The organism is Streptomyces sp. HUAS 31, assembly GCF_028198125.1.
Classification (GTDB): domain Bacteria; phylum Actinomycetota; class Actinomycetes; order Streptomycetales; family Streptomycetaceae; genus Streptomyces; species Streptomyces chartreusis.
This window is the reverse complement of the sequence record NZ_CP116353.1, coordinates 3,026,708-3,048,596: the sequence shown is the minus strand read 5'-3', so window position 1 is coordinate 3,048,596 and position 21,889 is coordinate 3,026,708. Positions and strand designations below refer to the sequence as shown.

At 72.5% G+C, this 21,889-nt stretch carries 19 protein-coding genes; 6 read left to right on the top strand and 13 right to left on the bottom strand.

Annotation, left to right across the window (positions count from 1 at the left end):
• Nucleotides 1-55: 55 nt before the first annotated feature.
• The 10 genes from PGH47_RS13450 to PGH47_RS13405 form a co-directional block, all read right to left on the bottom strand.
• On the bottom strand, nucleotides 56-652 hold the full coding sequence (locus tag PGH47_RS13450; protein WP_271663624.1) for a hypothetical protein: 597 nt from the start codon (nucleotides 650-652) through the stop codon (nucleotides 56-58).
• Nucleotides 618-1,445: an FkbM family methyltransferase gene (locus PGH47_RS13445; RefSeq protein ID WP_271663623.1), complete on the bottom strand. Its 828-nt coding sequence runs from the start codon at nucleotides 1,443-1,445 to the stop codon at nucleotides 618-620. Before PGH47_RS13445 ends, PGH47_RS13450 begins: the two co-directional genes overlap by 35 nt.
• Nucleotides 1,442-1,696: a Trm112 family protein gene (locus tag PGH47_RS13440; protein ID WP_030947729.1), complete on the bottom strand. Its 255-nt coding sequence runs from the start codon at nucleotides 1,694-1,696 to the stop codon at nucleotides 1,442-1,444. Before PGH47_RS13440 ends, PGH47_RS13445 begins: the two co-directional genes overlap by 4 nt.
• Nucleotides 1,693-2,619, bottom strand: a complete 927-nt coding sequence (locus tag PGH47_RS13435; protein ID WP_271668045.1) for a hypothetical protein — start codon at nucleotides 2,617-2,619, stop codon at nucleotides 1,693-1,695. The genes PGH47_RS13440 and PGH47_RS13435 overlap by 4 nt, the downstream gene beginning before the upstream one ends.
• 21 nt (nucleotides 2,620-2,640) lie before the next feature.
• Complete coding sequence (locus PGH47_RS13430) at nucleotides 2,641-3,378, bottom strand: class I SAM-dependent methyltransferase (protein ID WP_271663622.1); 738 nt, start codon at nucleotides 3,376-3,378, stop codon at nucleotides 2,641-2,643.
• Entirely contained in the window at nucleotides 3,375-4,763 is a 1,389-nt protein-coding gene (locus PGH47_RS13425) for a condensation protein (protein ID WP_271663621.1), read from the bottom strand. Before PGH47_RS13425 ends, PGH47_RS13430 begins: the two co-directional genes overlap by 4 nt.
• The gene (locus tag PGH47_RS13420) at nucleotides 4,760-9,364 is read right to left on the bottom strand and encodes an alpha-(1->3)-arabinofuranosyltransferase domain-containing protein (RefSeq protein ID WP_271663620.1); all 4,605 of its coding nucleotides are present in this window, start codon (nucleotides 9,362-9,364) and stop codon (nucleotides 4,760-4,762) included. Before PGH47_RS13420 ends, PGH47_RS13425 begins: the two co-directional genes overlap by 4 nt.
• Nucleotides 9,361-10,038 carry a class I SAM-dependent methyltransferase gene (locus tag PGH47_RS13415; protein ID WP_271663619.1) on the bottom strand — a complete coding sequence of 226 codons (678 nt, stop codon included), beginning with the start codon at nucleotides 10,036-10,038 and terminating at the stop codon, nucleotides 9,361-9,363. Before PGH47_RS13415 ends, PGH47_RS13420 begins: the two co-directional genes overlap by 4 nt.
• A 136-nt stretch (nucleotides 10,039-10,174) precedes the next feature.
• Complete coding sequence (locus PGH47_RS13410; protein WP_271663618.1) at nucleotides 10,175-11,335, bottom strand: glycosyltransferase family 4 protein; 1,161 nt, start codon at nucleotides 11,333-11,335, stop codon at nucleotides 10,175-10,177.
• A gap of 217 nt (nucleotides 11,336-11,552) precedes the next feature.
• Complete coding sequence (locus PGH47_RS13405) at nucleotides 11,553-12,539, bottom strand: DUF3068 domain-containing protein (protein ID WP_271663617.1); 987 nt, start codon at nucleotides 12,537-12,539, stop codon at nucleotides 11,553-11,555.
• Nucleotides 12,540-12,798: 259 nt separating this feature from the next.
• On the opposite strand from PGH47_RS13405, the gene PGH47_RS13400 reads away from it, so the two are divergent.
• The gene (locus tag PGH47_RS13400) at nucleotides 12,799-12,951 is read left to right on the top strand and encodes a hypothetical protein (protein ID WP_163016988.1); all 153 of its coding nucleotides are present in this window, start codon (nucleotides 12,799-12,801) and stop codon (nucleotides 12,949-12,951) included.
• Between the two features lie 2 nt (nucleotides 12,952-12,953).
• Nucleotides 12,954-14,198 (top strand): PucR family transcriptional regulator, encoded by a 1,245-nt coding sequence (locus tag PGH47_RS13395; RefSeq protein ID WP_271663616.1) that lies wholly within the window; start codon nucleotides 12,954-12,956, stop codon nucleotides 14,196-14,198.
• Between the two features lie 31 nt (nucleotides 14,199-14,229).
• Here PGH47_RS13395 and PGH47_RS13390 read toward each other — a convergent pair whose 3' ends face one another.
• Together PGH47_RS13390 and PGH47_RS13385 are read right to left on the bottom strand one after the other, a co-directional pair.
• Complete coding sequence (locus PGH47_RS13390) at nucleotides 14,230-17,256, bottom strand: NACHT domain-containing protein (RefSeq protein ID WP_271663615.1); 3,027 nt, start codon at nucleotides 17,254-17,256, stop codon at nucleotides 14,230-14,232.
• A 59-nt stretch (nucleotides 17,257-17,315) separates the two neighbouring features.
• Entirely contained in the window at nucleotides 17,316-18,170 is an 855-nt protein-coding gene (locus PGH47_RS13385) for a hypothetical protein (RefSeq protein ID WP_271663614.1), read from the bottom strand.
• A gap of 114 nt (nucleotides 18,171-18,284) precedes the next feature.
• Between PGH47_RS13385 and PGH47_RS13380 the strand changes: the two genes are divergently transcribed.
• Nucleotides 18,285-18,548 carry a hypothetical protein gene (locus PGH47_RS13380; protein ID WP_107906742.1) on the top strand — a complete coding sequence of 88 codons (264 nt, stop codon included), beginning with the start codon at nucleotides 18,285-18,287 and terminating at the stop codon, nucleotides 18,546-18,548.
• 15 nt (nucleotides 18,549-18,563) lie between these two features.
• Here the strand turns inward: PGH47_RS13380 and PGH47_RS13375 are convergent, their stop codons facing one another.
• A complete protein-coding gene (locus PGH47_RS13375) occupies nucleotides 18,564-19,175 on the bottom strand; it encodes a DUF2269 domain-containing protein (protein ID WP_271663613.1) in 612 nt (203 codons plus the stop codon).
• A 178-nt stretch (nucleotides 19,176-19,353) separates the two neighbouring features.
• Here PGH47_RS13375 and PGH47_RS13370 point away from each other — a divergent pair, with 178 nt between their 5' ends.
• From PGH47_RS13370 to PGH47_RS13360, 3 genes are all read left to right on the top strand, one after another.
• Nucleotides 19,354-19,830 (top strand): hypothetical protein, encoded by a 477-nt coding sequence (locus tag PGH47_RS13370; protein WP_271663612.1) that lies wholly within the window; start codon nucleotides 19,354-19,356, stop codon nucleotides 19,828-19,830.
• A 194-nt stretch (nucleotides 19,831-20,024) separates the two neighbouring features.
• Nucleotides 20,025-20,798, top strand: coding sequence for an IclR family transcriptional regulator (locus PGH47_RS13365; RefSeq protein ID WP_030967316.1), 774 nt, complete (start codon nucleotides 20,025-20,027; stop codon nucleotides 20,796-20,798).
• Nucleotides 20,795-21,643 carry an SMP-30/gluconolactonase/LRE family protein gene (locus PGH47_RS13360; protein WP_271663611.1) on the top strand — a complete coding sequence of 283 codons (849 nt, stop codon included), beginning with the start codon at nucleotides 20,795-20,797 and terminating at the stop codon, nucleotides 21,641-21,643. The genes PGH47_RS13365 and PGH47_RS13360 overlap by 4 nt, the downstream gene beginning before the upstream one ends.
• Nucleotides 21,644-21,889: the final 246 nt, after the last annotated feature.

Here is a 21,889-nt window from a genome sequence, read left to right as displayed (position 1 = left end):
GCTGACCTGGCTTCTGGGGAGGCCGCCACCGCTCGCTGACCCGGCGCTCTCCGGACTAGCGCACCCCCACCCGCTGCAACAACCCCCAAGTGAACTCCGCCACCACCTCCCGCCGCACACCCCCCTCGTCCGGCGCCACGAACGCAAGACCCCACCGCGTGGGAGCCGTGCCCTCCAGTGGGCGGGCCGGGGCGAAGGCCCTGGCCGCCTCGTCGACCGTGCAGGACCAGGGGGTGAGGTCGGCGAGGGTGCGCAGGGGCGGGGCGGCGGCGCCGGGGGCGCGGACCAGCCACTCGTTCCAGACCGCGCCGTTCGGGGCGAGCAGTACCTCGAAGCGCAGGTCGGGCCAGAGCGGGAGCGGCCACAACCAGGCCTCGCACTCCAGGTCGCCGACCTTGCGGGTGACGACGGACTCCGGCGCGCCCAGCACCGACCGGTACCGCGAGGCGGCGGCGCGCGCCCGCGGAGAGCGGACCATCGCCTGCCACCGCTTGTTCGCCTCCCGCATCTCGGCGAGGGAGACGCCCAGCTCACGGCGGGCGTCCTCCACCAGGTCCGGATTGTGGTCGGCCATGCGGCGCAGCAGCACCAGCTGGAAGTCGGCGGCGGTGAACGGGCTAGCGGGCGGCTTTCCGGAGGGCATGTGACCCATGGTCGCCCACCGGTCCGGCGGGCCGGCGGCCGTCCGGCAGGAACAGGACCGAGTTGACGTAGCGCGGCCCCCGAAGGGCACCGAACGGCAGGACCCGGCGGAGCAGGCCCTGGGAGGCGACGTACGACGCCTTCGCCTGGTGCGCCTCCAGCGGGAACGACGCCAGCGGCACCCAACTGCTGCCGGGCAGCACCCAGCCGTCGTAGCGCAGCAGGGACAGATACGTCACCACCGGGGCGATGGGCTGGATGCGGGACTCCAGTTCCACGAAGAGCGCCGGGCGGTCGCGGGCCAGGACGCCGGTCGCGCCGCGCAGCACCGCCAGCTCGTTGCCGTCCACGTCGACCTTGATGAAGTCGACGTCCTTGAGGCCGAGGTCGTCGAGGGCGACGCAGGGCACGTGCAGGGCGCGGGCGTGGATGTCCCGGCGGACCAGCGACGACACACCGCGGTCGCCGGAGTCGCCCGGCGGCAGCCAGAGGCGGGCCGTGCCGGGGCGGTCGGAGGCGGCGGCCTGGATCACGCGCACGTTCGGCGGGGTCCCCGAGGCGAGGAGCCGCGCCAGATGCGGGACCGGCTCGATGGTCACCACCTGCCGTGCGCGTCTGCGCAGCCGGTGCGTCCAGGGGCCGTACCAGCCGCCGACGTCGACCGCCGTGCCGCAGCCGGGCGGGCACAGGTCGGCGATCCGGGCCAGTTCCGGTTCGAAGCGCGGATAGACGGCCCTGGCGGTCGCCGCGACCAGCTTGACCGGCAGGTACGGGGCCAGGCGCGCTGCCATCGTCCTGGTCATGTGGCCATCCGTTTGAGGAGTTCCTCGTGTTCGTCGTCGGAGACCTGCCGGCCGGAGTCCGGCAGCAGCTGCGGGATGCCGTCGATGATGGGGTAACGGCGGTGCAGGCGCGGGTTGTACAGAGCTTCGGCAGTCTCTGCCGGGTCCTCCTCGGTGTCCTTCCCGGCCGGGGTGTCGGGCACGACCAGGTGCAGCGGCCCCTTGTCGAGCGGGCAGGCCAGGATCCGCAGGAGTGGGTCGTCGGGTTTCACGGTGGCGTCAACTCCTTGGCACCGATGGAGGGTTGCGAGGGTGGAGCGGGCTGCCGGTCGTGCCGGGGCATCGACATCAGTACGGTCAGGGCGAGCGCCGTGCCCGCCACCCGCAGCGCCAGCCGCAGCGGGTCCCCGGGCAGCGCCTCGCCGAACGACAGCGTGCCGAGCACGGCCGTGTACACGCAGGTCACCGTCGTGCACACCGGCACGATCAGCGAGGCCCGGCAGCGTTGCAGCGCGGCCTGCGACATCACAAGACCGAACGCGCCGGTGAAGAGCAGAAGATACGGGTACGGCGAGCGCAGCAGGCCGAGCACCGCGCCGCCCAGCCCACCGGTCGTCAGATGGCTCGACACTCCCTTGATCGCGAGGGAACTGACCCCGTACAGCAGTCCCACCGCCACTCCGTACTCGACGCCGGTCGTCGGAAGCCGGTGCCGGTGCCGGGTCCTGCGCTCGGCGGAGCCGTACAGCCACACGCCCGCCGCCAGCGACGGCACGCACACCAGCAGGATCAGCGGATACGGCGCCTCCTGGCCGACCGTCTCCCCGCCGTCGGACCCTTCGCGCAGCGACAGGACGACCATCAGCAGCGCGGCGAGGATCGCGCCGAGCGCGTACCGCTCCCGCCCGCTGGTCTCCTCGCCCAGCAGCCGAGCGGACAGCAGCACGAGCAGCACCAGGCCGGAGACGAAGATGCCCTGCGCGGCGGCGATCGGCAGAGTGCGGTAGACCACGAGCTGGGCGGCGAAACCGGCGGCGAGAGCGAGGGACCCGCCGATCCACAGCGGGCTGCCGAGCACCAGCCGCAGCAGCCGGGCGGGTTGCCGGATCGTCACCTCAGGGAGGGCGGTGAGCGCCCGTTTCTCCAGGACGAAACCGAGGCTGTACAGGGTGTTCGCCATCAGGGCCGCGGCCACTCCCCACCACATGGTCCCCCCCTAGGTCCGCCGCGCGTGCAGAAGCAGGATCGACGCGAGCGACGGTCTGGCACAGGCCAGCCGGTCGAGCGGGCGCAGCGCCCGCGGTACGCCGTGGAAGGGCGCACCCGCCAGCCGTACGACCTCGAAGCCGGACGCGGCCACGAACTCCCGCAGCGCGCGGGCGGTGTAGAGCCGCAGATGCCCCACGACCTCCCGTCCCGGCCGGCCGTGGATCCCGCGCAGGCTGACCTCCGAGAACACCGGCTGCACCCCGGCCAGCAGCAGCGCCCGGTTGTACCAGGCGGCCAGGTTCGGGGTGGACAGCATCAGATGGCCGCCGGGACGCAGCACCCGGCGGATCTCGTCCAGGGCGGCGTCCGGGTCCACGAGGTGCTCGAGCACCTCGCTGAACAGCACGGCGTCGGCGGATCCGGTCCGCAACGGCAGCCCGCCGTCGGTGAGTTCACCGCGCACGGCGTACGGGATCCGGGTGCGGGCCCGCCGCAGGGCGTCCTGGGACCAGTCCAGGCCCACGATGCGGTGGCCGGTGAGGAAGGGGGCGGCGGTGGCCGCGGCGGTACCGTCGCCGCAGCCGATGTCGAGGACGGTGCGCGCCCGTCCGTCGGTCGCCGGGCCCAGGGCCTCGGCGAGCATGCGGGCCTGGCGGCGGCTGCGGGGGGTGCCGGAGGCGACCGGGACGGCGGGGTTCTCGTAGAAGTCGCGGAGGTCCTTCGGGGGTGGGGCGGTCGTCGTCACTCGGTCACCTCCGTGGAGTGCAGGTAGTGCTCGAACAGGTCCCGCAGATGGGCTCCGTCGCCGTGGCTGAGCAGGGCCCGCGACCAGCGCAGGGCGAGGTGGAGGCGGCCGGCCGTGGAAGCGGTGGTGACGGTCAGGCCGCGCGGCATCCGGGCGGGCGCCGAGAACCACACGGCGTGCGCCCGGCCGGCGTCCGCGCCGAAGTCCAGGGCGTAGGGGATACGGCCGATGTTGCTGAGCAGGGTCGTCGAGGTCCAGGGCGCGGCGGCTCTGCGCAGGCCCCGGGTGACGGCGGCGCGCCAGGCGACGGGGGCGACCGGCGCGGTGAGGAGGGCCGCGCCGTGGCCGAGCTGGGGCCGGGGGAGGGACTTCAGGGCGCGGGTGCGGGTGGCCGTGCGGTGCAGCAGCGCCGGCATGTCGGCCGGGGCGTGTGCCGCCAACTCCGCCGGAGTGAAGGGGACTTCGACGAGCCGGGTGCCGTTGCCGATGGGCATGGTGGCGTCCCGGGGGCGGTCGTCCACGGGCATGGTGATCCGCAGCGGGCGGGGCCGGTCGCCGTGTTCCCTGTTCCAGTGGGCGATCGTCAGGGCCGTGGTGACCATGAGCTGGTCGTTGACGGTGTAGGGGGAGCCCTTGGGGCGGTGCGGCAGGGGGAGTTCGGTGACGAGCATGCCGTTGCCCTGAGAGCTCTCGGGGGTGCCGGGCGCCACCCGCGCGGGCGGTGACCAGTTGGAGGGGGTCTCCTCGGGTGGCGGCGGGGGCTCCTGCGTGCGGACCGGCGCGGCCGCGGGGGAGTTGTCCCGGCCGCCGTAGATCTCGGCGGCGGTGGCGAGGACGCGGAGGCAGGCGGGGCCGTCGAGGGCGGTGTGGTTGATGGTGAGGAAGAGAACGGTCCCGAGCGGCGCGGGAGCAGCCGTCCGGGCCCCTCCGCGTCCCCTGGTCTCTCCCACGGCGTCCGTCGCCTCGCTGCCCTCGACCGGCCCGCTCCGCTGTACGACCTCCAGCCTGATCGGCGGCGACAGGGTCAACGGCGGCGCCTGGGTGAGCGCCCTGGTCCGTGCGTCCCGCAGGGCGTTGCGGCCCGGCGCCGGAAAGCTCACCACCTCCACGTCCGGCTCCGCCGTCAGCTCCCATTCGTACCGGCGCCGGTACCACCGCCCCGGCGCCTCCCGCATCAGAATCCGCGGATGCCGGCCCAGCGCCTGCGCGAAGGCCGTCCGCAGCCGCGCCTCGTCCAGCCGTCCCGGCAGATGGACCTCGATATGGACCGTCTCCGGTTCCTCCTCCTGGAGGCAGTGCCGGGCGACCTCGTCCACGACGGGGAACGGCACACGTACCGGCCGCGACGGACCCTCGGCGCGCGCGGGTTGCTGGAGTGCGGTCATGGGGCCTGGCCCTTCCCGGAGTCGTCCTTCCCGTCGCCGGCCGTTCCGGTGCCGTGCTCCCGGGCGGGCGCCGGGGCGCCCTCGGGACCGGTCGCCCGCAGGCGCGGCTTGCGTGGCGGGATGCGCGTGGTCGGTGGATCGGGGTCCGGTACGCCGGGACCGCGGGCGGAGACGGTCGGCCCGGACGCGGAGTTGTGCGGCCCGGACTCGGGGGCGGTAGGCCCGGACTCGGGGGCGGTAGGCCCGGACTCGGGGGCGGTAGGCCCGGACTCGGGAGCGGCCGGTCCGGACGTGGGGCGCGGATAGTTCGTACCCGGCTCCCACTCGCCCTCGGGATCGGTCCCGAGCGCGCTGCGCCCGCGCACCCGATGCGGCAACGGCTGCGTCGGCGCCTCCGGATAGCCGCTCGGGACACCGCCAGGGACACCCCCTGCGGCACCCATCGGCGCCCCGGCACCGCCCCCGGCGCCCGAAGGCACCCCGGCAGCCCTCTCCCGTACGCTCACGACTCCCGCGAACAGCCCGATCAGCGCCAGCACCTGGGCCGTACGCCCGAACGCGCCGTCCCCTGCGCCCACCGGCTCCCCGGCCCCGACCGCGGCGGCGATCCCCGCCCCGGCGAGCGCCAGGAGCGCGAGCGGCACCAGCAGGACGTGCCTGCGCCATGCCAGCAGGGCCAGGGCCGGCACCAGCAGCGCGAACCAGCCGGCGACGAACACGCCGACCACCGTCACGGCGACCGTGCCGAGCCACAACCCCGGCAGCGGCGGCACGGCCTGCGGCTCGTCGGTGTTCGGGGCCCGCCGGCGCCACAGCACCAGCCCGGCCAGCAGGGCGACGCCGACGGCGCCGCCGATCAGCCCGGCCTCGTAGGCCACCGCCGGCTCGTACGACAGCTCGACCGTGCCGCCGGCGCCCGCCGGGATCCGCCAGCCCTGCTGCCAGCCGTCCAGCCGGACCGGCGTGAGCTCCTTGCCGTTCAGCGTGGCGTGCCAGCCGTCGTTGAAGTTCTCGTACATCGTCAGATAGCTCGCCGCGCCCGAGCCCACGGTGACCGCGCGCCGGTCGCCGAGCCAGTCCCGTATCCCGAGGTCGCGCGCCGCGGTCGTGGCCTCGGCGACCGTGCCGCGGGTCAGCGTCACGTCGGTCAGCACGAGCGGCCCGCCGTCCCCGGCCTCCACCCGGTGCTCCCCGGCCGCTAGCCGCAACTCGGCGTCCGCACGGCCCTGCTGGCAGAGCGTCACCTCGACCTGCCGCCGCTCGACGAGGTCCCCGACGGTTCCCCGCACGCTCGTCCCGTACAGCTCCCCGTCCACCGAGACGACCGGCCCCTTGCCGCACGGCAGCGAGAACGGCCGGGAGCCGCGCGGCGGCGGGGTCCGGTACTGGTCGAGGGCCGGGACGTAGGCCTCCGTGAGGCCGACCGGCAGTTGCAGGTCCTCGTCCACCACCGGGTTGTAGAGGGTCAGCGGGGCCGTCTCCGTGACGGTGATGTCCAGGCGGTCGGTGGTGATCGGCGGGAAGCGGACGTTTCCGTTCTCGTCGACGCCCGCGATCGCCGCGCCGTCCGGGGAGCTGATGTGGACCTCGGTCGGCCGGGTGGAGAGCCCGCCGGCCGGCGCCAGCACTATCTCCCCGACGGCCTGCTTGTCGGGCCAGCGCAGATGGATCGTCGGACGGTCGCCCGCGATCCACGCGGTGGTCAGGTCGCCGTCGGTCAGGTTGCGCGGCGACAGCCCCGCCCCCAGCCGCGCCGTGGAGTCGGCGGTCGCGACGATCCGGTTCTTCTGGTCCGGCGCCACCTCGTACAGCAGCTCGTCCAGCTCCGTGCCGGCGACCGGCACCGCGCTCGCCCGCATCTGGTACGTCCCCGCGCCGGCCGTGCCGAAGCGCCGGTGCAGGCCCGCCTCCGTGCCGGTCGCCGACAGGCCGGTCGGGTCCGCCGCCCGGGACAGCGAGACGATCTCGGCGGCGGCCGCGGAGTCCTCGGCGTCCGTCGGCAGCCGCAGCAGTCGGGTCACCGTCACGTCCGGCAGGGCGATCTCGGAGAAGCCCGCGCCGGTCAGTCCGGCCTGCCGGGCCACCGAGTCCGTGATCGTCAGCTTCATCCAACGCGTCGCGCCCGCAGGCGCCTTGACGCTCTGGGCCGTGCCGTCCGGCCGCAGGAAGCTGCTCACCGAGCCCTTCTCCGTCTCCACCCGCACCCGCGTGGCCGCCGCCCGCACCGCCTCCTGCGGCAGCGGCGTCACCTTGAACGACGACGGCATGTCGTACGACCCGCCCGCGAAGGCGATCCGCAGCCACTCACCGTCCGGCGAGCCCTCCGAACCCTCGGTCCACGCCGTGTCCGGGTTGCCGTCGAAGGCGTTCACCGGATCGAACTGCGGCAGATGGAAGAGCCAGCTGCCGTACGAGGACGCCGTCACCGAACGCGCCCCGCGCAGCTCGGCCACGGTCTGGTGGCCGGCGCCCGTGCCGGGCAGGATCTGGTGCGGTTTCTCGCCCGCGTCCTGGGCGGCGTCCGGCGCGTTGCGCTCGTCGCGGGTGTACGTGTACGAGGTGTTGGCGTTGACAAGCCCGAACCGGGTGTCCGCGCGCCGCAGCCCGTCACCGGTGACCTGCACCTGCGGTGAGCCGAGCCCGGGGTGGTTGTCGCCCGTCAGCACACTCGGCCGGCCCCGCAACCGGGACGCCAGCGGCAGCAGCGCCTCCGGGCCGCCGGAGACGACGGCCGTGTCGGCGACCGGTTGCAGCCCGGCCTGGTGCGGTCGCGGCACGTCGGCGTCGGCCGGCCGGTAGATCTCCACCGCCCGCTGCCGCGGATACAGCCCCTCCACCTGGAGCGGGGTGTCCTCGGCGATCCGCCCGCCGGTCATGACCGGCCCGATGCCGGTCACCCGCTGGTACCCGGACTGCTCCAGGGCCCGCTTCACCGTCGCCGTCGGGACCGAGCCGATCTGGTCGGGGTCGAGGTCGTTGCGGACGACGACGTAGTACACGCCCGCCCGGCTCAGGAAGTCGGCCAGCCCCGGCACCCGGCCCCCGGTCATCAGGGCCTGCTCGACGGCGTCCATCGCGCGCCGGTTGCCGGGGGTGCCGAAGGGGACGTAGTCCCGCTGCGCCCAGCGCGAGTCGGCGAGGACGTCGAGGGGCTGGTCGATGGTCGAGCCCCAGGTGTAGATGCCGTGCGCGGTCGCCGGGACGACGAGGGCACGGGCGTCGGGGGAGTACTTCTTCATCCAGTCGGCCGTGCTCTGCCAGTACTCGGGGATCTCCTTGAAGGAACCCGGGTTGAGGATCGAGCCGTTGAGATACGGCAGCAGCAGACCCGGCAGCACCAGCACGGCCGCGATCAGCGCGGCGAACCGCCGCCCCGGCACCGGTCGCGCCCCGCGCGCCTCGGCCGCCACGCCCACCAGATGGGCGAGGCCGAGCACCAGCGCCAGGGCCAGCCCCGTCTGGAACTTGTAGATGTTGCGGAAGGGGACCAGCCAGCCGTTCAGCCAGTCCTGCACGACCCCGTGGAAGGGCGCGCCGAACGCGCCGCCGTACCCGGCGAGCAGGATCAGCACCACCGTCACCACGGTCAGCACCAGCCAGCGCCGCTCCGGCATGTCCCGCCGGGCGAGCCCCGCGAGCCCCAGCCCGGCGGCGAGCGTCGAGCAGACGACCACCACGACGGACGCGGCGACGGTCCAGCCGGCCGGCAGCCAGGCCTCGCCGAAGTGCAGATAGGCGACCCAGTTGCCGCCGCCGCGCAGCGCCTCGGTCGCCGACATGGTCTCGGTCGTGGTCTGCGAACTCTCCACGTACGGAAGGAAGTTCTCCCCGTACGTGCCGAGCAGCAGCAGCGGGACCACCCACCAGGCGGTCGCCAGGATCACCCCCGGCACCCACCAGCCGATCAGCTTCCGCTGCCGTGGCCCCGGTGGACGGGACAGCAGATACAGCCCGACCGGCAGCAGCGAGGCCAGCGTCGAGGCCGCGTTGACGCCGCCCATGAAGGGGATGACCAGCGCCGACCGCAGCGCGGCGACCCGCGCCGTGTACCGCTCGTTCGTCAGCGGCAGCAGCACCCAGGGCAGGAACGCACCCGGCAGCGCGGCGGCGGACGTCGACCCGACGACGATGGTGAAGACCGGCCACAGCGCGTACGCGACGGCGGCCACCAGGCGCGATCCGTCGCTGCCCACGCGCAGCCGCTCCGCCAGTCGCAGCGCGCCCCAGAAGGCGACGGACACGATCAGCGACATCCACAGCCGCTCCGCCATCCACACCGGCAGCCGTACGAGATCGGCCAGCCAGTAGAACGGCAGCATCGGCCACAGATAGCCCGCGTACTGGTCCTGTATCCCGCCGAACCCGCCCTCGTCGTGCCACAACTGCCCGAGGTCGGCGAGGAACTGCCCCGGATCGACGGTCACGCCCAGCTTGGTGTCGAAGGTCTGCCGCCCCGGCTGTGCCGCGAGGAACAGCACGAGCACCACGGCCCAGAACCCCAGCAGCCAGCGCCGCGACCGCGGACCCTCCGGCGGGCCCGAGGCGGGCGCGGAGGTGGGCACGGCCGCCGGGGGAGGAGCCTGGACCGTGGTCGTCGTCATGGTGGACACCGCCTGAGGATGAGGAGGAGGTTCCAGGTGGCGAACTCGCGGATGCCGGGTGCCTTTACGACGGCTTCCGCGAGGAACGGCCAGTAGCGGGAGCGCGCCGAGACGACCTTCACGTCGTCGCGGGCGCGCACCTGCCGCAGGGTGGTGCCGATGTGCACGGCGAAGAGGTTCTCGCCGAGGGTGTGCTTGGCGGCCCGCCCGGTACGCCGGCGATAGCGGGCCCGGGCCCGCTCGGCGCCGAAGTAGTGCCAGGGGGCCCACTCGTGGCCGCCCCAGGGGGACAGCCAGTTGGTGAACGACACGTAGATCAGCCCGCCGGGCCGCGTCACCCGTGCCAGCTCACTGAGAAAGGTCTGCGGATCGGCCACGTGCTCCAGCACATTGGAGGAGAAGGTGACATCGGCGACGCCGTCCTGAAGGGGCAACAGGTATCCGTCGGCGACGACGGCTCCTTCGGGGGGTTTCTCGCCGAGTTCAGCCAAGTCCGGCTCGAAGAGGAAGGCGTGAGCACCCCGTGCCCGGAACTCCCGGGTGAAGTAACCGCCGCCTCCGCCGACGTCCACGACGACCCGCCCGTCGACCGGCCCGCCGTATGCCTCCACTTGATCGACGGCATCACGGGCAAGCAGCGAGTAGCAGAAATCGGGGTCGTCCTGCTCACGCATGAAGGCACGAAAGAGGGCGAGGGAACGCCGGAAGGAAGGGTCCTTGACGACTGGGGGTTCGGTGGCGCCCCGATAGGGGCGCGGGGAACTGCGCGACGAGCCACGACGTACCGGCACGCGCGGGACGGCCCCACCCCTACGGCGCATAGGCGTCATGCCCCTTCACCGCCTCACCGGCGACCGCCAGGAACTGCCGCACGGTCCGTTCCCACCGATACCGGGCGGCCCGGTCCCGCGCCGCCTTCCCCATCAGCTCCCGGCGATGTCCCGACAGGGCGAGCGTGCACCAAGCGGCGGCGAACGACGACTCACCCCGCGCCAGCACCCCGGTCTCCCCGTCCACGACGGAATCCCGAAGTCCCGGCACATCGAAGGCGACGGTCGGCGTCTCCCGGGTCGCGGCCTCGGTGACGACGAGCCCCCATCCCTCGATCGCGGACGGATGCAGCAGCAGCCACGCCGCACACAGAAGCCGGTGCTTCTCCGCCTCGGAAACGTGTCCGGTGAACTCGACGCCGGGACCGGCGAGCGCCTGCAACCCGGCACGCTCGGGCCCGTCCCCGACGATGAGGAGCCGGCCGCCGGTGACCGGCCGCACCCGCTCCCACAACCGCAGCAGCAGATCGATCCGCTTGTACTCCACGAGCCGCCCGACGGCCACGAACAGCGGCTCCGGCGAACGGTCGCCGAGGGGGCCCGGCTCCTCGACCCCGTTGTGCACGACACGAATACGGTCCCGTTCGACACCGATCGCCCGCAGCGCGTGCGCGGTCGACGGGGACACGGCGACCAGCAGACCCTGCTGCTGCGCACCGGTCAGCGCCCAGTGCTCCAGTCTTCGGCCGAGCCGGGCGGCCGGTGCCAGCGGTCCGCCGAACCGCATCTGCCACAGATCGGTGTGTACATGGTTGACCAGGCACAGCGTGGGTCCGCGGTGCCACATGGGCGCGAAGTACGGCATCCCGTTGCAGACCTCGACGAGCAGATCGCAGTCCCCGACCTGACGGGTGAAGGCGGATCTGGCGCGCAGGTAGTGACCGTACGAGCCGCCGGCCGAGACGACCCGGTAGTCGCGGTAGGCAGCGGGGCCTCCGCACAGCAGGGTGACCTGGTGGCCGAGCCGGGTGAGGCCGTCGGCCAGGCGGTCGACCAGCAGCTCGGAGCCGCCGGCGGATCGATTGCCCAGGTCACGATGGGCAAGAAAAACGATTCGGCGCGGATGTGGGGGGTGCGCCGGGGAGTGCTGCGATGCCCAGGGGAGAGCGGCATGCAGAGGGGTGGGCACGTGCTGGGGCATGAGTGCTCCAACTCGTCTCAGGGTGCGGAACTCAGCGTGGGGGAGGGAGGGTTTGGGTTCCTGTGGGGGAAACGAAGGTTTTCGGACGTCTTACGGTCGTTGTGCATGGGGTGTGGACAGGCTGTGTCCGGGTGGGGTTGGACAGTTTTCGCCCAGCGGTTCGCCACGGCTACTCACCGGCGTGACAATTTCCGGCTTTATTAGAGCTGACGTCACGTCACATTGTGAGCGAGGGCTGGGGCATCTCGACCGTCCCCGGCTCTTCCGGGCGCTTTCGCCCACGTGCCACCAAAACCCCGCCCACCACCGCAAGCGCGAATCCCGCCGCAGCAGCCCCGATGGGCAACGTCGTACCCACGAGCCGCAGCCGGTCGGTGTCCTCCCGCGCCTGCCGTACGGCCTCCTTCTGCGTGGCCGTCGTGAACGCGATCTTCTCGCTGTCCAGCAGCACCGCCGCGTCCTTGTCGCCGCCCGGCGCCCGCAGCGTGCGGCGCGGCCCGGTCTGCGCGTAGATCACCCGGCCGGTGCGCTGGTCCACGACCAGCTTGAATCCGTGGTTGGAGTACCACTCCTCGGCCAGCACCTGCGGCCGGTTCGGCTCGTCGACGAGGCTGCCGGGGACGAGGCGGGTGCCGACCTTGCGGGGCGCGACCGTGGCGGTGAACCGGTAGCCCGTGTAGCCCTGGATCCTCTCGGTGCCGTCGTAGCGCATCGTCACCGTCGTGCCGCCGGTGTTGTCCCACCACTGGTAGGAGCGTTTCCGCACGTCGAAGGGGAACTTCAGATAGGCCTCGCCCTCGATGTACGGCTTCTCGCCGCAGCAGTGCACCGGCCTGGTGGTCCTGCGGTCCATCACCCAGCGGTGCGGGGTGTAGTCCAGCGCGTCGTGCGGGTCCGCGGCCGGCAGCGACTTGTCGGTGTCGACGGTGGTGATCACGTCCCAGACGGCGTCACCGCTGCGCTCGCTCGCCGCCACGTCGCCCCGCACCCGCTGGGTGACGGTGATCCGCTGGTCGGGCACGGTCTCGATCTTGTCGGTGTCGAAGACACTCCCGGTGCCCTTGTAGACGGCGGTGGTGTCGATGTCGATGGGGTTCACGGCGGCCCGCGGGGTGACGTACCAGGCCAGCATCGGCGCCAGTACCAGCAGAAACGTGCCGAGGCCCAGCAGGATCAGCGAGAGAGATGAGGCTGTACGGCGCATCCGGCACTCCTGGGGGGTTGACGCACGGTCGATGCCTGGCCGTTCTTGGGCCGGGAACCGTAGGCGTCCATTGACGGAGTGTCAATGTCTTGACGCGCTGTCACGCCTTGTCGAGACTGGGCCGACAGGCAGGGGTCGGGATCGGGCAAGCGACACCGGGGTGGGGAAACCTCCGGGACCACCGGGACCGCCGGGACCTTCGAGTTCTCCGGAACCGTCGGGACCTCCGGGACCTTCGGACAGGAAGGCTGACCCTGCGATGCCCAGACTGCTCGCCGCCGCGCTGACCGTCGCGCTCGCCGCCGTTCTCGCGGTGGGAGCCGCGCTCGGCGTCGTCGCACTCCTTGAAGCGACCCCCGACCAGCCGAACACCCCATTGATCACCTACGAGCAAGCCGGCCAGGGGAGTTGACCGTGGCCGCCACCCGCTCCACGGCCACGCCCCCCGCCACCCGGTCGGCCTGGCGTGACGTTCCCCGCTTCCAGGTCCGTCGCTTCGCGGAGCTGGCCATGGCGGACGCGCCCGCCCTCGCCGAGGAGATCCTGCGCGAGATCCAGCGCGAGTACCCGCATCTGCCGGTCGTCCTCGACGAGTCGGGCGAGCCGATGGCCCTGGTCGGCATACGACGCGCGATCGAGGTCTTCGTGCAGCACCTGGAGACCTCGGAGGGCCGCCCGCGCGTGCCCCCGGGCGTCTTCCAGGAGTTCGGCCGCGGCGAGGGCCTCAACGGCAGATCGCTCGACTCCCTCCAGGCGATCTACCGGCTGGGCGTACGGCTGGCCTGGCGCAGGTTCGCCGAGATCGGCCAGCGCGTCGACATCCCGCCGCCCGCGATGTACGAGCTGGTGGACGCCGGTTACGAGTATCTCGACGGCCTCGTCGACCAGTCGGTGCGCGGCTACGCCGAGGCCGCGGCGCGCCAGGCGGGCGAGCGGCTGCGTCTCCAGCGCCGGTTGATGGAACTGCTGCTGGCCGAACACCACCGGGGCGATCCGGCGGACGCCCTTACCGAGCGGGCCGCGCGGATCGGCTGGCCGCTGCCCGAGAAGGTCGCGGTGGGCGTGCTGCTGCGGCCGGCCCGGGAGGCACTGGCGCCCGCCGTCGGACAGGGCGTGCTGCTCGACCTGGAGTACGAGCAGCCACGCATGGTCGTCCCCGAGCCGGCCGCCGCCGGCCGCCCCGAACTGCTGAACCGGGCGCTGTGCGGCTGGTCCGGCGCGATCGGCCCCCCGGTGCCCCTCTCCGACGCGGCGAAGTCGCTGCGCTGGGCCGAGGCCGCCGTCCATCTGATGGAACGCCGGCTGCTGCCGGCCGGCGAGGTCATCTACTGCACCGAACACACGGAGGCCCTGGTGCTCCTCCAGCCCGAGGAACTCATCGACGACCTGGCCGTCAGATGCCTGGCCCCACTGGAGCAGTGCGGACCCACCCACGGCCGACGCCTCGCGGAGACCCTCCTGGCCTGGCTGGAAACCAGGGGCGGCGCCCCCGAGGTGGCGGCCCGCCTGGGCGTACACCCCCAGACGGTCCGCTACCGCCTGCGCCAGATCCGGGAACTCTGGGGCGAGGAGATGGACGACCCGGACCGCCGCTTCGAACTGGAACTGGTGCTGCGCGCACAGCGGTTGAGAGGAGCCCTGGGCGAGACGCGCCGGTAGGCCGGGCCGGGACACCGCGCCCCGGCTGCCGCTAGGAGCGGAACCGCCGTAGCAGTCCGGATCTGGCACGGCCCTCCGAGCGGTCGCGCCCTTCGTGCCGTACGGTGACGCGGTCCGCGGGCAGCCCTTCCGTGCCATGGAGTTTCCCGGCGTCCACCAGGACCACGTCGATCTGCGCGCGCGGCATGTTCCGCAGCGCGGAGAGGTCGACGGCCGACTGGTAGCTCTGGCAGGAAAGGCGCAGAGTCAGCGAGGTGAGCGAGGGGAAGGCCGCGGCGAAATCGGGGGTCTGCCTGCCGGTCAGTACGCCCTCCACGGTGAGCGAGGTGACCTGGGCCAGCGGTGCGCCGGGCAGCGGGATCCCGTGCGGCGAGGACAGGGTCAGAGTCCTCAGGTTCGCGGCTCGGGCCAGGAAGGAGAGGTCCACCCCGTCCGGCAGCCGATGCAGGGATAGTTCCACGGCCGCTGTGCCGCTGAGCCCGGTCAGGTCCCTGATGACGTCGCAGGACTCGATCGCGAGTCGGCTCAGCCCGCTCAGCGGGGTCATTGCGGGCAGCGTGATCGAAACGGCGCTCGCCGCCGCGATCGACAGGAAGTGGACCTTCATCGGGGCGAGGACGTCCACGAGCTCCGCCGTCAGCATCTGTCCTCGGACGGAGAGATGCGGAATGCGCTCGAGCGAGTCGAGACAGGCGATCTGCTCGGGGCCGGTCAGATGCAGCGTGACGTCGTCCAGCGGCAGCCCGTCCAGGATCTCGTCGGTGAAGGCACGCGCATCGAAGTACGGCCAGGACAGTGCGACTTCCTGCCGTACGTCACGGTCGGCCACGCGCTTGAAGCGGGCCAGCTGGTCCAGCGCTGTCTCCCCGCCGATCCGGGCGATGGTCATCACCGTCGCCCGGGCCTGTTCCGGGGTCAGCCGCTCGGGGCCGGGCAGGAAGTCGAGGACGATGTCGCCGGCGGTGGCGAGTTCCTCCGCGTCCGCCGCGGTGTCCGGGGGAATGAGCGCCGAGGCCCGCAGGTTCACCGCGGCGCGGACCGCCGGATCGAGGGTGGTGGCGTGCTCCAGCGAGGCGGCGGCCAGCAGGTGGTAGCGCCTGCGCAGCCGCGGGTCGGCGGTCTGGTCGCCCAGCTCTACCAGTTTCCGCAGGAGATAGGCGCGTTCGCCGTCGCGGGCGTGCCCGACGGCGAGTCGGATCACGTCGTCCCACTGGTCGTCGCGGCCGGACTCGGCGATCAGGTCGAGGTCCTCGGCCTCGACGGCCGCCTTGGCCCCCAGATAGTCCTGGAACGTGCGGTGGATGAAGTCCACCATGCCGGCCGACGGCTCCCTCAACAGCCCGCTGCGCAGCAGCAGGAAGCCGAAGACGTCGTCGGCGCGGTCGGGCAGTGCCAGATGCGGCATGGCCGGGAGCTTCTCGCGGATGATGCGGACCGCGGTGGTCTGGGCCGCCTCCGAGCGTCCGTTCCGGATCAGCCAGTACGCGATCCGCTGGAGCAGTTGGACCTGGGCCTCCTCCGTGGGCGCCAGCCCCTCGGGAGCGGCGATCTCGCGCTCCTTGTCACGGCGCACCAGCAGCATCGTCAGCGCGGCGGCGTACAACTCCATCCGGCGCTCGGGGAGGTGGGTGAGCCGGTCGCGGTGCAGGGCGCAGATGAGCGCGCACATCAAGGGGTTGGTGGCCAGCCGGTACAGGTCGTACTTCTGCCGCAGTGTGGCGCTCAGGGCGTCCCGGCACCGCTCGACGGCCTGCCGCTCCTCGGGCTCGTCGACCGTGGTCGACACGGCCTCGTGCCACCGGTGGACGAACCGGTCGACGTCATGGCGGGTCATCGGGAGCAGATTGAACTCGGCGAAGTCGAGTTCCCCGAGCCAATGGGTACCGACGGCCGACGGGCGGGAGGTGACCAGGAAGAACGTCTGCGGATACAGCTCGACGAGATCGTGCAACCAGCGCCGCACCCCGGGCCGTTCGCTCTCGGAGACCTCGTCCACACCGTCGATGAGGACCATGCCCCGGCCGCTCGCGAGTACGCGGTCCGCCCAGTGCTCGGGCTGGAGACCGTGCAGGACGCTGCCGGCCGCCCCGAGAAACTCCTCGGGGCCGGGCAGCCTCTGCCGCTGGACGAGTGCGCGCAGCGGGAGCATGAAGGGCACGCGGCCGCGCAGTCCCGCGAGCCCGTCCGGGAAGGCGTTCTGCGCTGCGGAGACGGCCATCCACTGCAGCAGTGTGGTCTTGCCCGACCCCGCCATGCCCCGCAGCATCGCCCGGTTGCACCCCGAGAGGGCCTCCTCCACCCGCCGCCGGTTCGCCGACGGCGAGCCTCCGGCCCGCTGCGAGGCCAGTTCCAGGTTCAGATACGCGGTGTCCAGTGGCCAGCGGGCCCGGTCGGGGTCGCTCAGATCGAGACCGAAGATGTTGAGCTTGCCGTATTTGCGCTCGACATGGGCCAGGTAGCGGGCCTCGAACTCCTGGTCTGCGCTGCCGGGGCGGGGGATCCGGTCCACCAGCGCGTCCAGGGTGCGCAGTGCCTCGTCGAGCATGCGGGTCTGTGCGACGAGCGAGCCCGCGACGAAGGTCGAGCGCTGGGTGAAGAAGTGCAGGATGTGCAGACAGCTCAGTTCGAGGAGGCTGTCGTACAGGGCGGTGGCGTCGGCCGACAGGTCTCTGGTGGCGTCCGCACGCTCCGCCCTGAGACGCCGTGCCAGCTCGTCCTGGCCGAGCCGGACCGCCTGTACGTCGTCCATGTCCAGCTCGCCCAGGGCGCTCAGCGTCGCCGCGAGGGCGTCGGCCAGGGCTTCGCGTTCGTCGGACGCGATCGGCGCCTCGTGAGGATTCGCCTCGACGGCCACCTTGACCAGTTCCCGGGCGATCTTCCACATGTCGAGGTGGGTGAGCGTGCGCTTCTCGCCGCTCCAGCTCACCAACCGTGACACGCGTACCGGTTTGTCGACGAGTCCGGCGCCCGGCCCCTCCTTCACGAAGAGCCTGGCGATGATCGGTCGCGCCACCGACGAGGCGATGCGAGCGGTCGTACCGACGCTGGCCGGATCCATCGGACCTCCGACTCGTAAAGGTCCTCAGATCATAGGGAGTTGGACCCGGCGTATGCGCCTCAGAGCCCGTAACGGCTCTTCAGATGGCGCCAGAAGTCTCGGAACATCCACTTGTCGAACTCGGTGATCTGTGTGGCGGAGCCGGCCTTCATCAGGAAGCAGCACTGGCCGGTCGGGCTCCAGTCGTAGAAGTCGTCGAGGCCGAAGGTGTGGCCGACCTCGTGCAGATAGATGTGGATGTTCTCCTGGCCGAGCGCGGAGGTGAAGTACTCCTGTCCGACGCGCTGCCCCCAGTCGCCGCCGGCCCCGCCCTGGAAGCCCTTGGTCAGCCACAGCGACTGGTCGTAGTGGCGGGCGGCGCCGCCCGGGCACATGGAGTAGTCGCCGTCCTGGTGGAAGAACCGCCCGCAGTCGGGCGCGCACTGCGGCGCACCGCCGGAGTCCAGCGTTCCGGCGTAGATGTCGACGGAGCTGTCGCTCCACTGGAGTTGGGACCGGTTCTTCACGGCCCAGCCGACGATGTTGACCGGTACGTTCCGGTACGGCCAGGCGTTGTGCCCGGTGCCGTCGCTCTCGGTCATGGCCGCCGTCCACTTCCCGAACTGCTTCTTCAGCGCGGCGTGGATCTGGTCCCGCAGGGCGGCGCTGACCGGGGCGTCCGACTCCCAGCGGACGCAGTAGTTGACGCTGCCACGGTTGGCCATGACCTGGTCCCAGCCGTAGTTGCGGAAGCCGTAGAGGTCGGGGTACGTCGACTCGACGTGGTTCCAGACCTCGCCGAGGGGCTGGACCAGACCCGAGGGCGGATTCCACTGGTCGGCGGCCCTGGCCGGGGCGGCGGTCACGCCGGGCGCGACCACGAGGGCGAACAGCGCGACGAGCAACGCGCCGAGGCGGGACAGACGGGTACGCATCGTGAACTCCCTGGGTGGGGGACGGGACTTCACGTACCGGTCGCCGCCGGGGAGCCGGGGGTTGCCCGGGGCGGGGCACTTGTGCGGGCCGGGCCCGGCGCGCATGGTGGCCGTATGCCCGCGAACCCGGAGTTACACATCTGGCTCCAGCCCGTGAAGGGCGAACCCCTCACGCTGCGCACCGGCGACTTCCCGACCCTGGACTCGGCGGTCGCGGCCCTCAACGAGGCCTTCGACGAGTCCCGTACCCTCCGCTTCGAACTGACCGCCCCGGACGACGCCGAGAACGGCTTCGCCCTGGTCAACTTCGCGCATGTGGCGGCGGTGAAGGTGTGGCCGGGGGCGGGGAAGGGTGCGGACGACGGGCAGTACCTGTGACGTCGGGTTCACGCGTCAGGCGCCCAGCCGAGCGGGCCGGCTCTTCTCGGCCGACTCGGCCGGCTTCGTGGAGGTGCGGGACCGTCGGCCGTCGGCCTCCCGCAGCCTCCGGCCGCGCTTGGTCGGCCCCCAGGGCTTGAGCACGGAGATCACCGTCATGAAGACGTACGCCGACAGGGACACGATCGGCCCCATCATGACGTCACCGGCGTCCGGCAGCGGCCCGCCCGCGGCGACGGCGGCCACCGCGGAGTTCACGCCGGGGCGCAGCGCGAGGACGGTGGCGACGGTCGTCGCGAGGGTCAGCCAGAACTTGACGTAGACCCACCGGTGCCGCGCCAGCCCCCACTGCGTGCCCAGGGACAGCACCAGCCCGCTGACCAGCGTGAGGAACGCGACCGGCAGCAGCAGCCAGTCGGCGAACAACTTCATGGCCCGCACCGACGCCTCCACGGTCACCGCGGACCCGGTACCGGCCGCGGTGATCCCTAGCGCGAGCAGCCCGAGCGTGAGCCCGACCCAGCTCGCGGAGGCGACGACATGGACGACGAGGGCGGCCCGGCGCGCGGGCCGGCTGAGCCGCTTGGCCGAGGCGGACGACGTGTTCTTCGAGGGCGTGGAAGACATGGACATCACGGTGCCGGTCGGGGCCGGCGAGCACGTCTGACAGCGGGAGTAACCGCGCGTACTGAGGTCGGCGTACCCGCCGCGCCCCCGCCTGCTCCGCGAACCCCGCCAGAACGATGAGTTCCCGCCCCGAGCCCGGTCACCACCGCACCTGGACCCGAAGCAGGAGGAACCCCCGATGCGCCAACCGACACCCCACCCCGCCCTGCGTCGACTCGACGTCATGCTCGGCGAATGGGAACTGTGGGCCGCCGACCGCACCGTCGGCCCGATCCGCACGGAGTTCGCCTGGACGGAGGGCGGCGCGTTCCTCGCCCAGCGCGCGGACGTCGGCCCCGACACCGCTCTCCCCGGCGCCTGGGCCCCGAACGCCCCCTTCCCGACCCTCGCCCTGATCGGCTACGACGACACGTCCGACGAATTCACGGTCCTCTACGCCGACGGCCGCGCGGTCGCCCGCGTCTACCGGGCCACCATGACCGGCCGCACCTGGCACCAGTGGCGCGCGGCCCCCGGCTTCCACCAACGCCTCACCGTCACCGTCAGCCCCGACGGCAACACCATCGAGGGCAGCTGGGAACAGTCTCCCGACGGGGAGCGGTGGACGACGGACTTCGACGTGACGTACGCCAGGCCGGGGAGGCCGCGCGACTGAAGCGGTGCCGCGGACGCGGCTTCCGCCTCCGTCCAGCCGCGTCGTGATCATCCATCGCGTCCGAGGAGCTTTCGGGCTGGTCCGCGCAGGGCCATTGCCGGGGTAAACGGACTTTGAGTAGCCTGTGTTCGTTATCCCGATCGGCTGTTGAAATATCGAACGCAGCCACATTGACGTAAGGGAGGGGGCCGGACGTGGGACGCCTCGTACCAGCCGTGACGCGGGCTCTGGACATTCTCGAGCTTTTCCTCGACGGGGACGGCACGCTCTCCGCTCCCGACATCGTGCGCAAGCTCCAGCTGCCGCGCACCACCGTGCACGAGCTCGTCACCACGCTCGCAGCCCGGTCGTACATCGTCCAGGTCCCCGGTCAGCCGGGACGGTACCGCCTGGGCGTACGGCCGTACCAGCTCGGGAGCCGATACGCCGAGCAGCTCGACCTCGCGGCCGAGGGACAGCAGGTCGCGCGGTCCGTCGCCGAGACCTGCGACGAGACCGTGCACGTGGCGATCCTCGAGGGCACGGACGTCATCTACATCGCCAAGGTCGACTCCACGCACGCGGTGCGGATGGTGTCCGCCGCCGGCCGCAGGCTCCCCGCGCACTGCACGTCCGTCGGCAAGATGCTGCTGGCCTCCCTTCCCGAGCCGGAGCTCAGCTCCCGGGTCCCCGACGGGGCCGAGCTCGTCGCGATGACTCCGAACAGCATCACCGACCCGGTCGCCCTGCGCGAGGCCCTCGCCTCGATCCGGCAGCGCGGGATCGCCGTGGAGAGCCGGGAGTCCAACCCGGACGTCTCGTGCGTGGCCGCACCGGTGCGGGACCGCGCCGGGCAGGTCGTCGCCGCCCTCTCCATCTCCGTCCCCATGATCCGCTGGAGCGACGAGCGCCGCGCGGAGCTGGAGCAGCTCGCAGCCAAGGGCGCCGCCGAGCTGTCGGAGCGCCTCGGACACCGGAGCGTGGCGTGAGCGCGGGCTACGAGGTCGCGGTCCGGGTGGAGGCCGAGCTCGGCGAGGGCCCGACCTGGGACGCGCGCAGCGGCCGGCTGCTCTGGATCGACATCCTCGGGTCGCGGATCCACAGTTACGACCCCGTCTCCGGGCGGCGGAGCGTCCGTACGACCCCGCAGCACGTCGGCGCTGTCAAGCCCCGTGCCGGCGGCGGACTCGTCCTCAACCTCCGTGACGGCGTCGGACTGCTCGACGCGGACGACAGCTTCCGCTGGCTGCACCACGAGCCCGTGCCCGGCCGCCGCGCCAACGACGCCGCCGTCGCCCCCGACGGCTCCCTGTGGGCGGGCACCATGCGCTACGACGAGGCCCCCGGCGGCGGAAGCCTGTCCCGCTTCACCGGTGACGGTTCGGTCGACCTCGTCCTCGACGACGTGGCGGTCAGCAACGGCACGGGCTGGAGCCCCGACGGCGGCCTCATGTACTACATCGACTCGCCCACGCGACGCATCGACGTCTTCGACCACGCGGACGGGCGGGTCGGCGACCGGCGGCAGTTCGCCGAGATCGAGGACGGCGCCGGGTTCCCCGACGGGCTCACCGTGGACGCCGACGGCTGTGTGTGGGTGGCCCTGTGGGACGGCTCGGCGGTACGCCGCTACACGCCGGCCGGTGAGCTGGACCGGGTCATCGAGCTCCCGGTGCCCCGGGTGACCGCGTGCGCGTTCGCCGGGCCCGACCTGACCGACCTGTACATCACCACGGCCCGCGTCGGCCTGAAGTCCCCGCTCCCGCTGTCGGGCTCACTGCTCGTGGTCCCGGGCGCGGGGAAGGGGCTGGCCCAGCCCGCCTTCGCCGGCTGACGCGAAAGGGGCGGCCCGCCTTCGCCGGGTGATGCGGAAAGGCGCGGCCCGTCTCCGCCGGGTGATGGGGAAAGGCGTGGCCCGTCTCCGCGGGGTGACGCGAAAGGGGCGGCCCGCCTTCGCCGGGTGACGCGAAAGGGGCGGCCCGCCTTCGCCGGGTGGTGCGGAAAGGCGCGGCCCGTCTCCGCGGGGTGACGCGAAAGGCGCGGCCCGCCTTCGCCGGGTGGTGCGGAAAGGCGCGGCCCG

What these genes read in the sequence shown, in the direction of transcription:
- PGH47_RS13390 (WP_271663615.1), bottom strand. Translation starts at nt 17,256, where the DNA reads ATGGATCCGGCCAGCGTCGGTACGACCGCTCGCATCGCCTCGTCGGTG.
- PGH47_RS13380 (WP_107906742.1), top strand. Translation starts at nt 18,285, where the DNA reads ATGCCCGCGAACCCGGAGTTACACATCTGGCTCCAGCCCGTGAAGGGC.
- PGH47_RS13400 (WP_163016988.1), top strand. Translation starts at nt 12,799, where the DNA reads ATGCCCAGACTGCTCGCCGCCGCGCTGACCGTCGCGCTCGCCGCCGTT.
- PGH47_RS13370 (WP_271663612.1), top strand. Translation starts at nt 19,354, where the DNA reads ATGCGCCAACCGACACCCCACCCCGCCCTGCGTCGACTCGACGTCATG.
- PGH47_RS13420 (WP_271663620.1), bottom strand. Translation starts at nt 9,364, where the DNA reads ATGACGACGACCACGGTCCAGGCTCCTCCCCCGGCGGCCGTGCCCACC.
- PGH47_RS13375 (WP_271663613.1), bottom strand. Translation starts at nt 19,175, where the DNA reads ATGTCTTCCACGCCCTCGAAGAACACGTCGTCCGCCTCGGCCAAGCGG.
- PGH47_RS13450 (WP_271663624.1), bottom strand. Translation starts at nt 652, where the DNA reads ATGGGTCACATGCCCTCCGGAAAGCCGCCCGCTAGCCCGTTCACCGCC.
- PGH47_RS13425 (WP_271663621.1), bottom strand. Translation starts at nt 4,763, where the DNA reads ATGACCGCACTCCAGCAACCCGCGCGCGCCGAGGGTCCGTCGCGGCCG.
- PGH47_RS13405 (WP_271663617.1), bottom strand. Translation starts at nt 12,539, where the DNA reads ATGCGCCGTACAGCCTCATCTCTCTCGCTGATCCTGCTGGGCCTCGGC.
- PGH47_RS13385 (WP_271663614.1), bottom strand. Translation starts at nt 18,170, where the DNA reads ATGCGTACCCGTCTGTCCCGCCTCGGCGCGTTGCTCGTCGCGCTGTTC.
- PGH47_RS13445 (WP_271663623.1), bottom strand. Translation starts at nt 1,445, where the DNA reads ATGACCAGGACGATGGCAGCGCGCCTGGCCCCGTACCTGCCGGTCAAG.
- PGH47_RS13410 (WP_271663618.1), bottom strand. Translation starts at nt 11,335, where the DNA reads ATGCCCCAGCACGTGCCCACCCCTCTGCATGCCGCTCTCCCCTGGGCA.
- PGH47_RS13415 (WP_271663619.1), bottom strand. Translation starts at nt 10,038, where the DNA reads ATGCGTGAGCAGGACGACCCCGATTTCTGCTACTCGCTGCTTGCCCGT.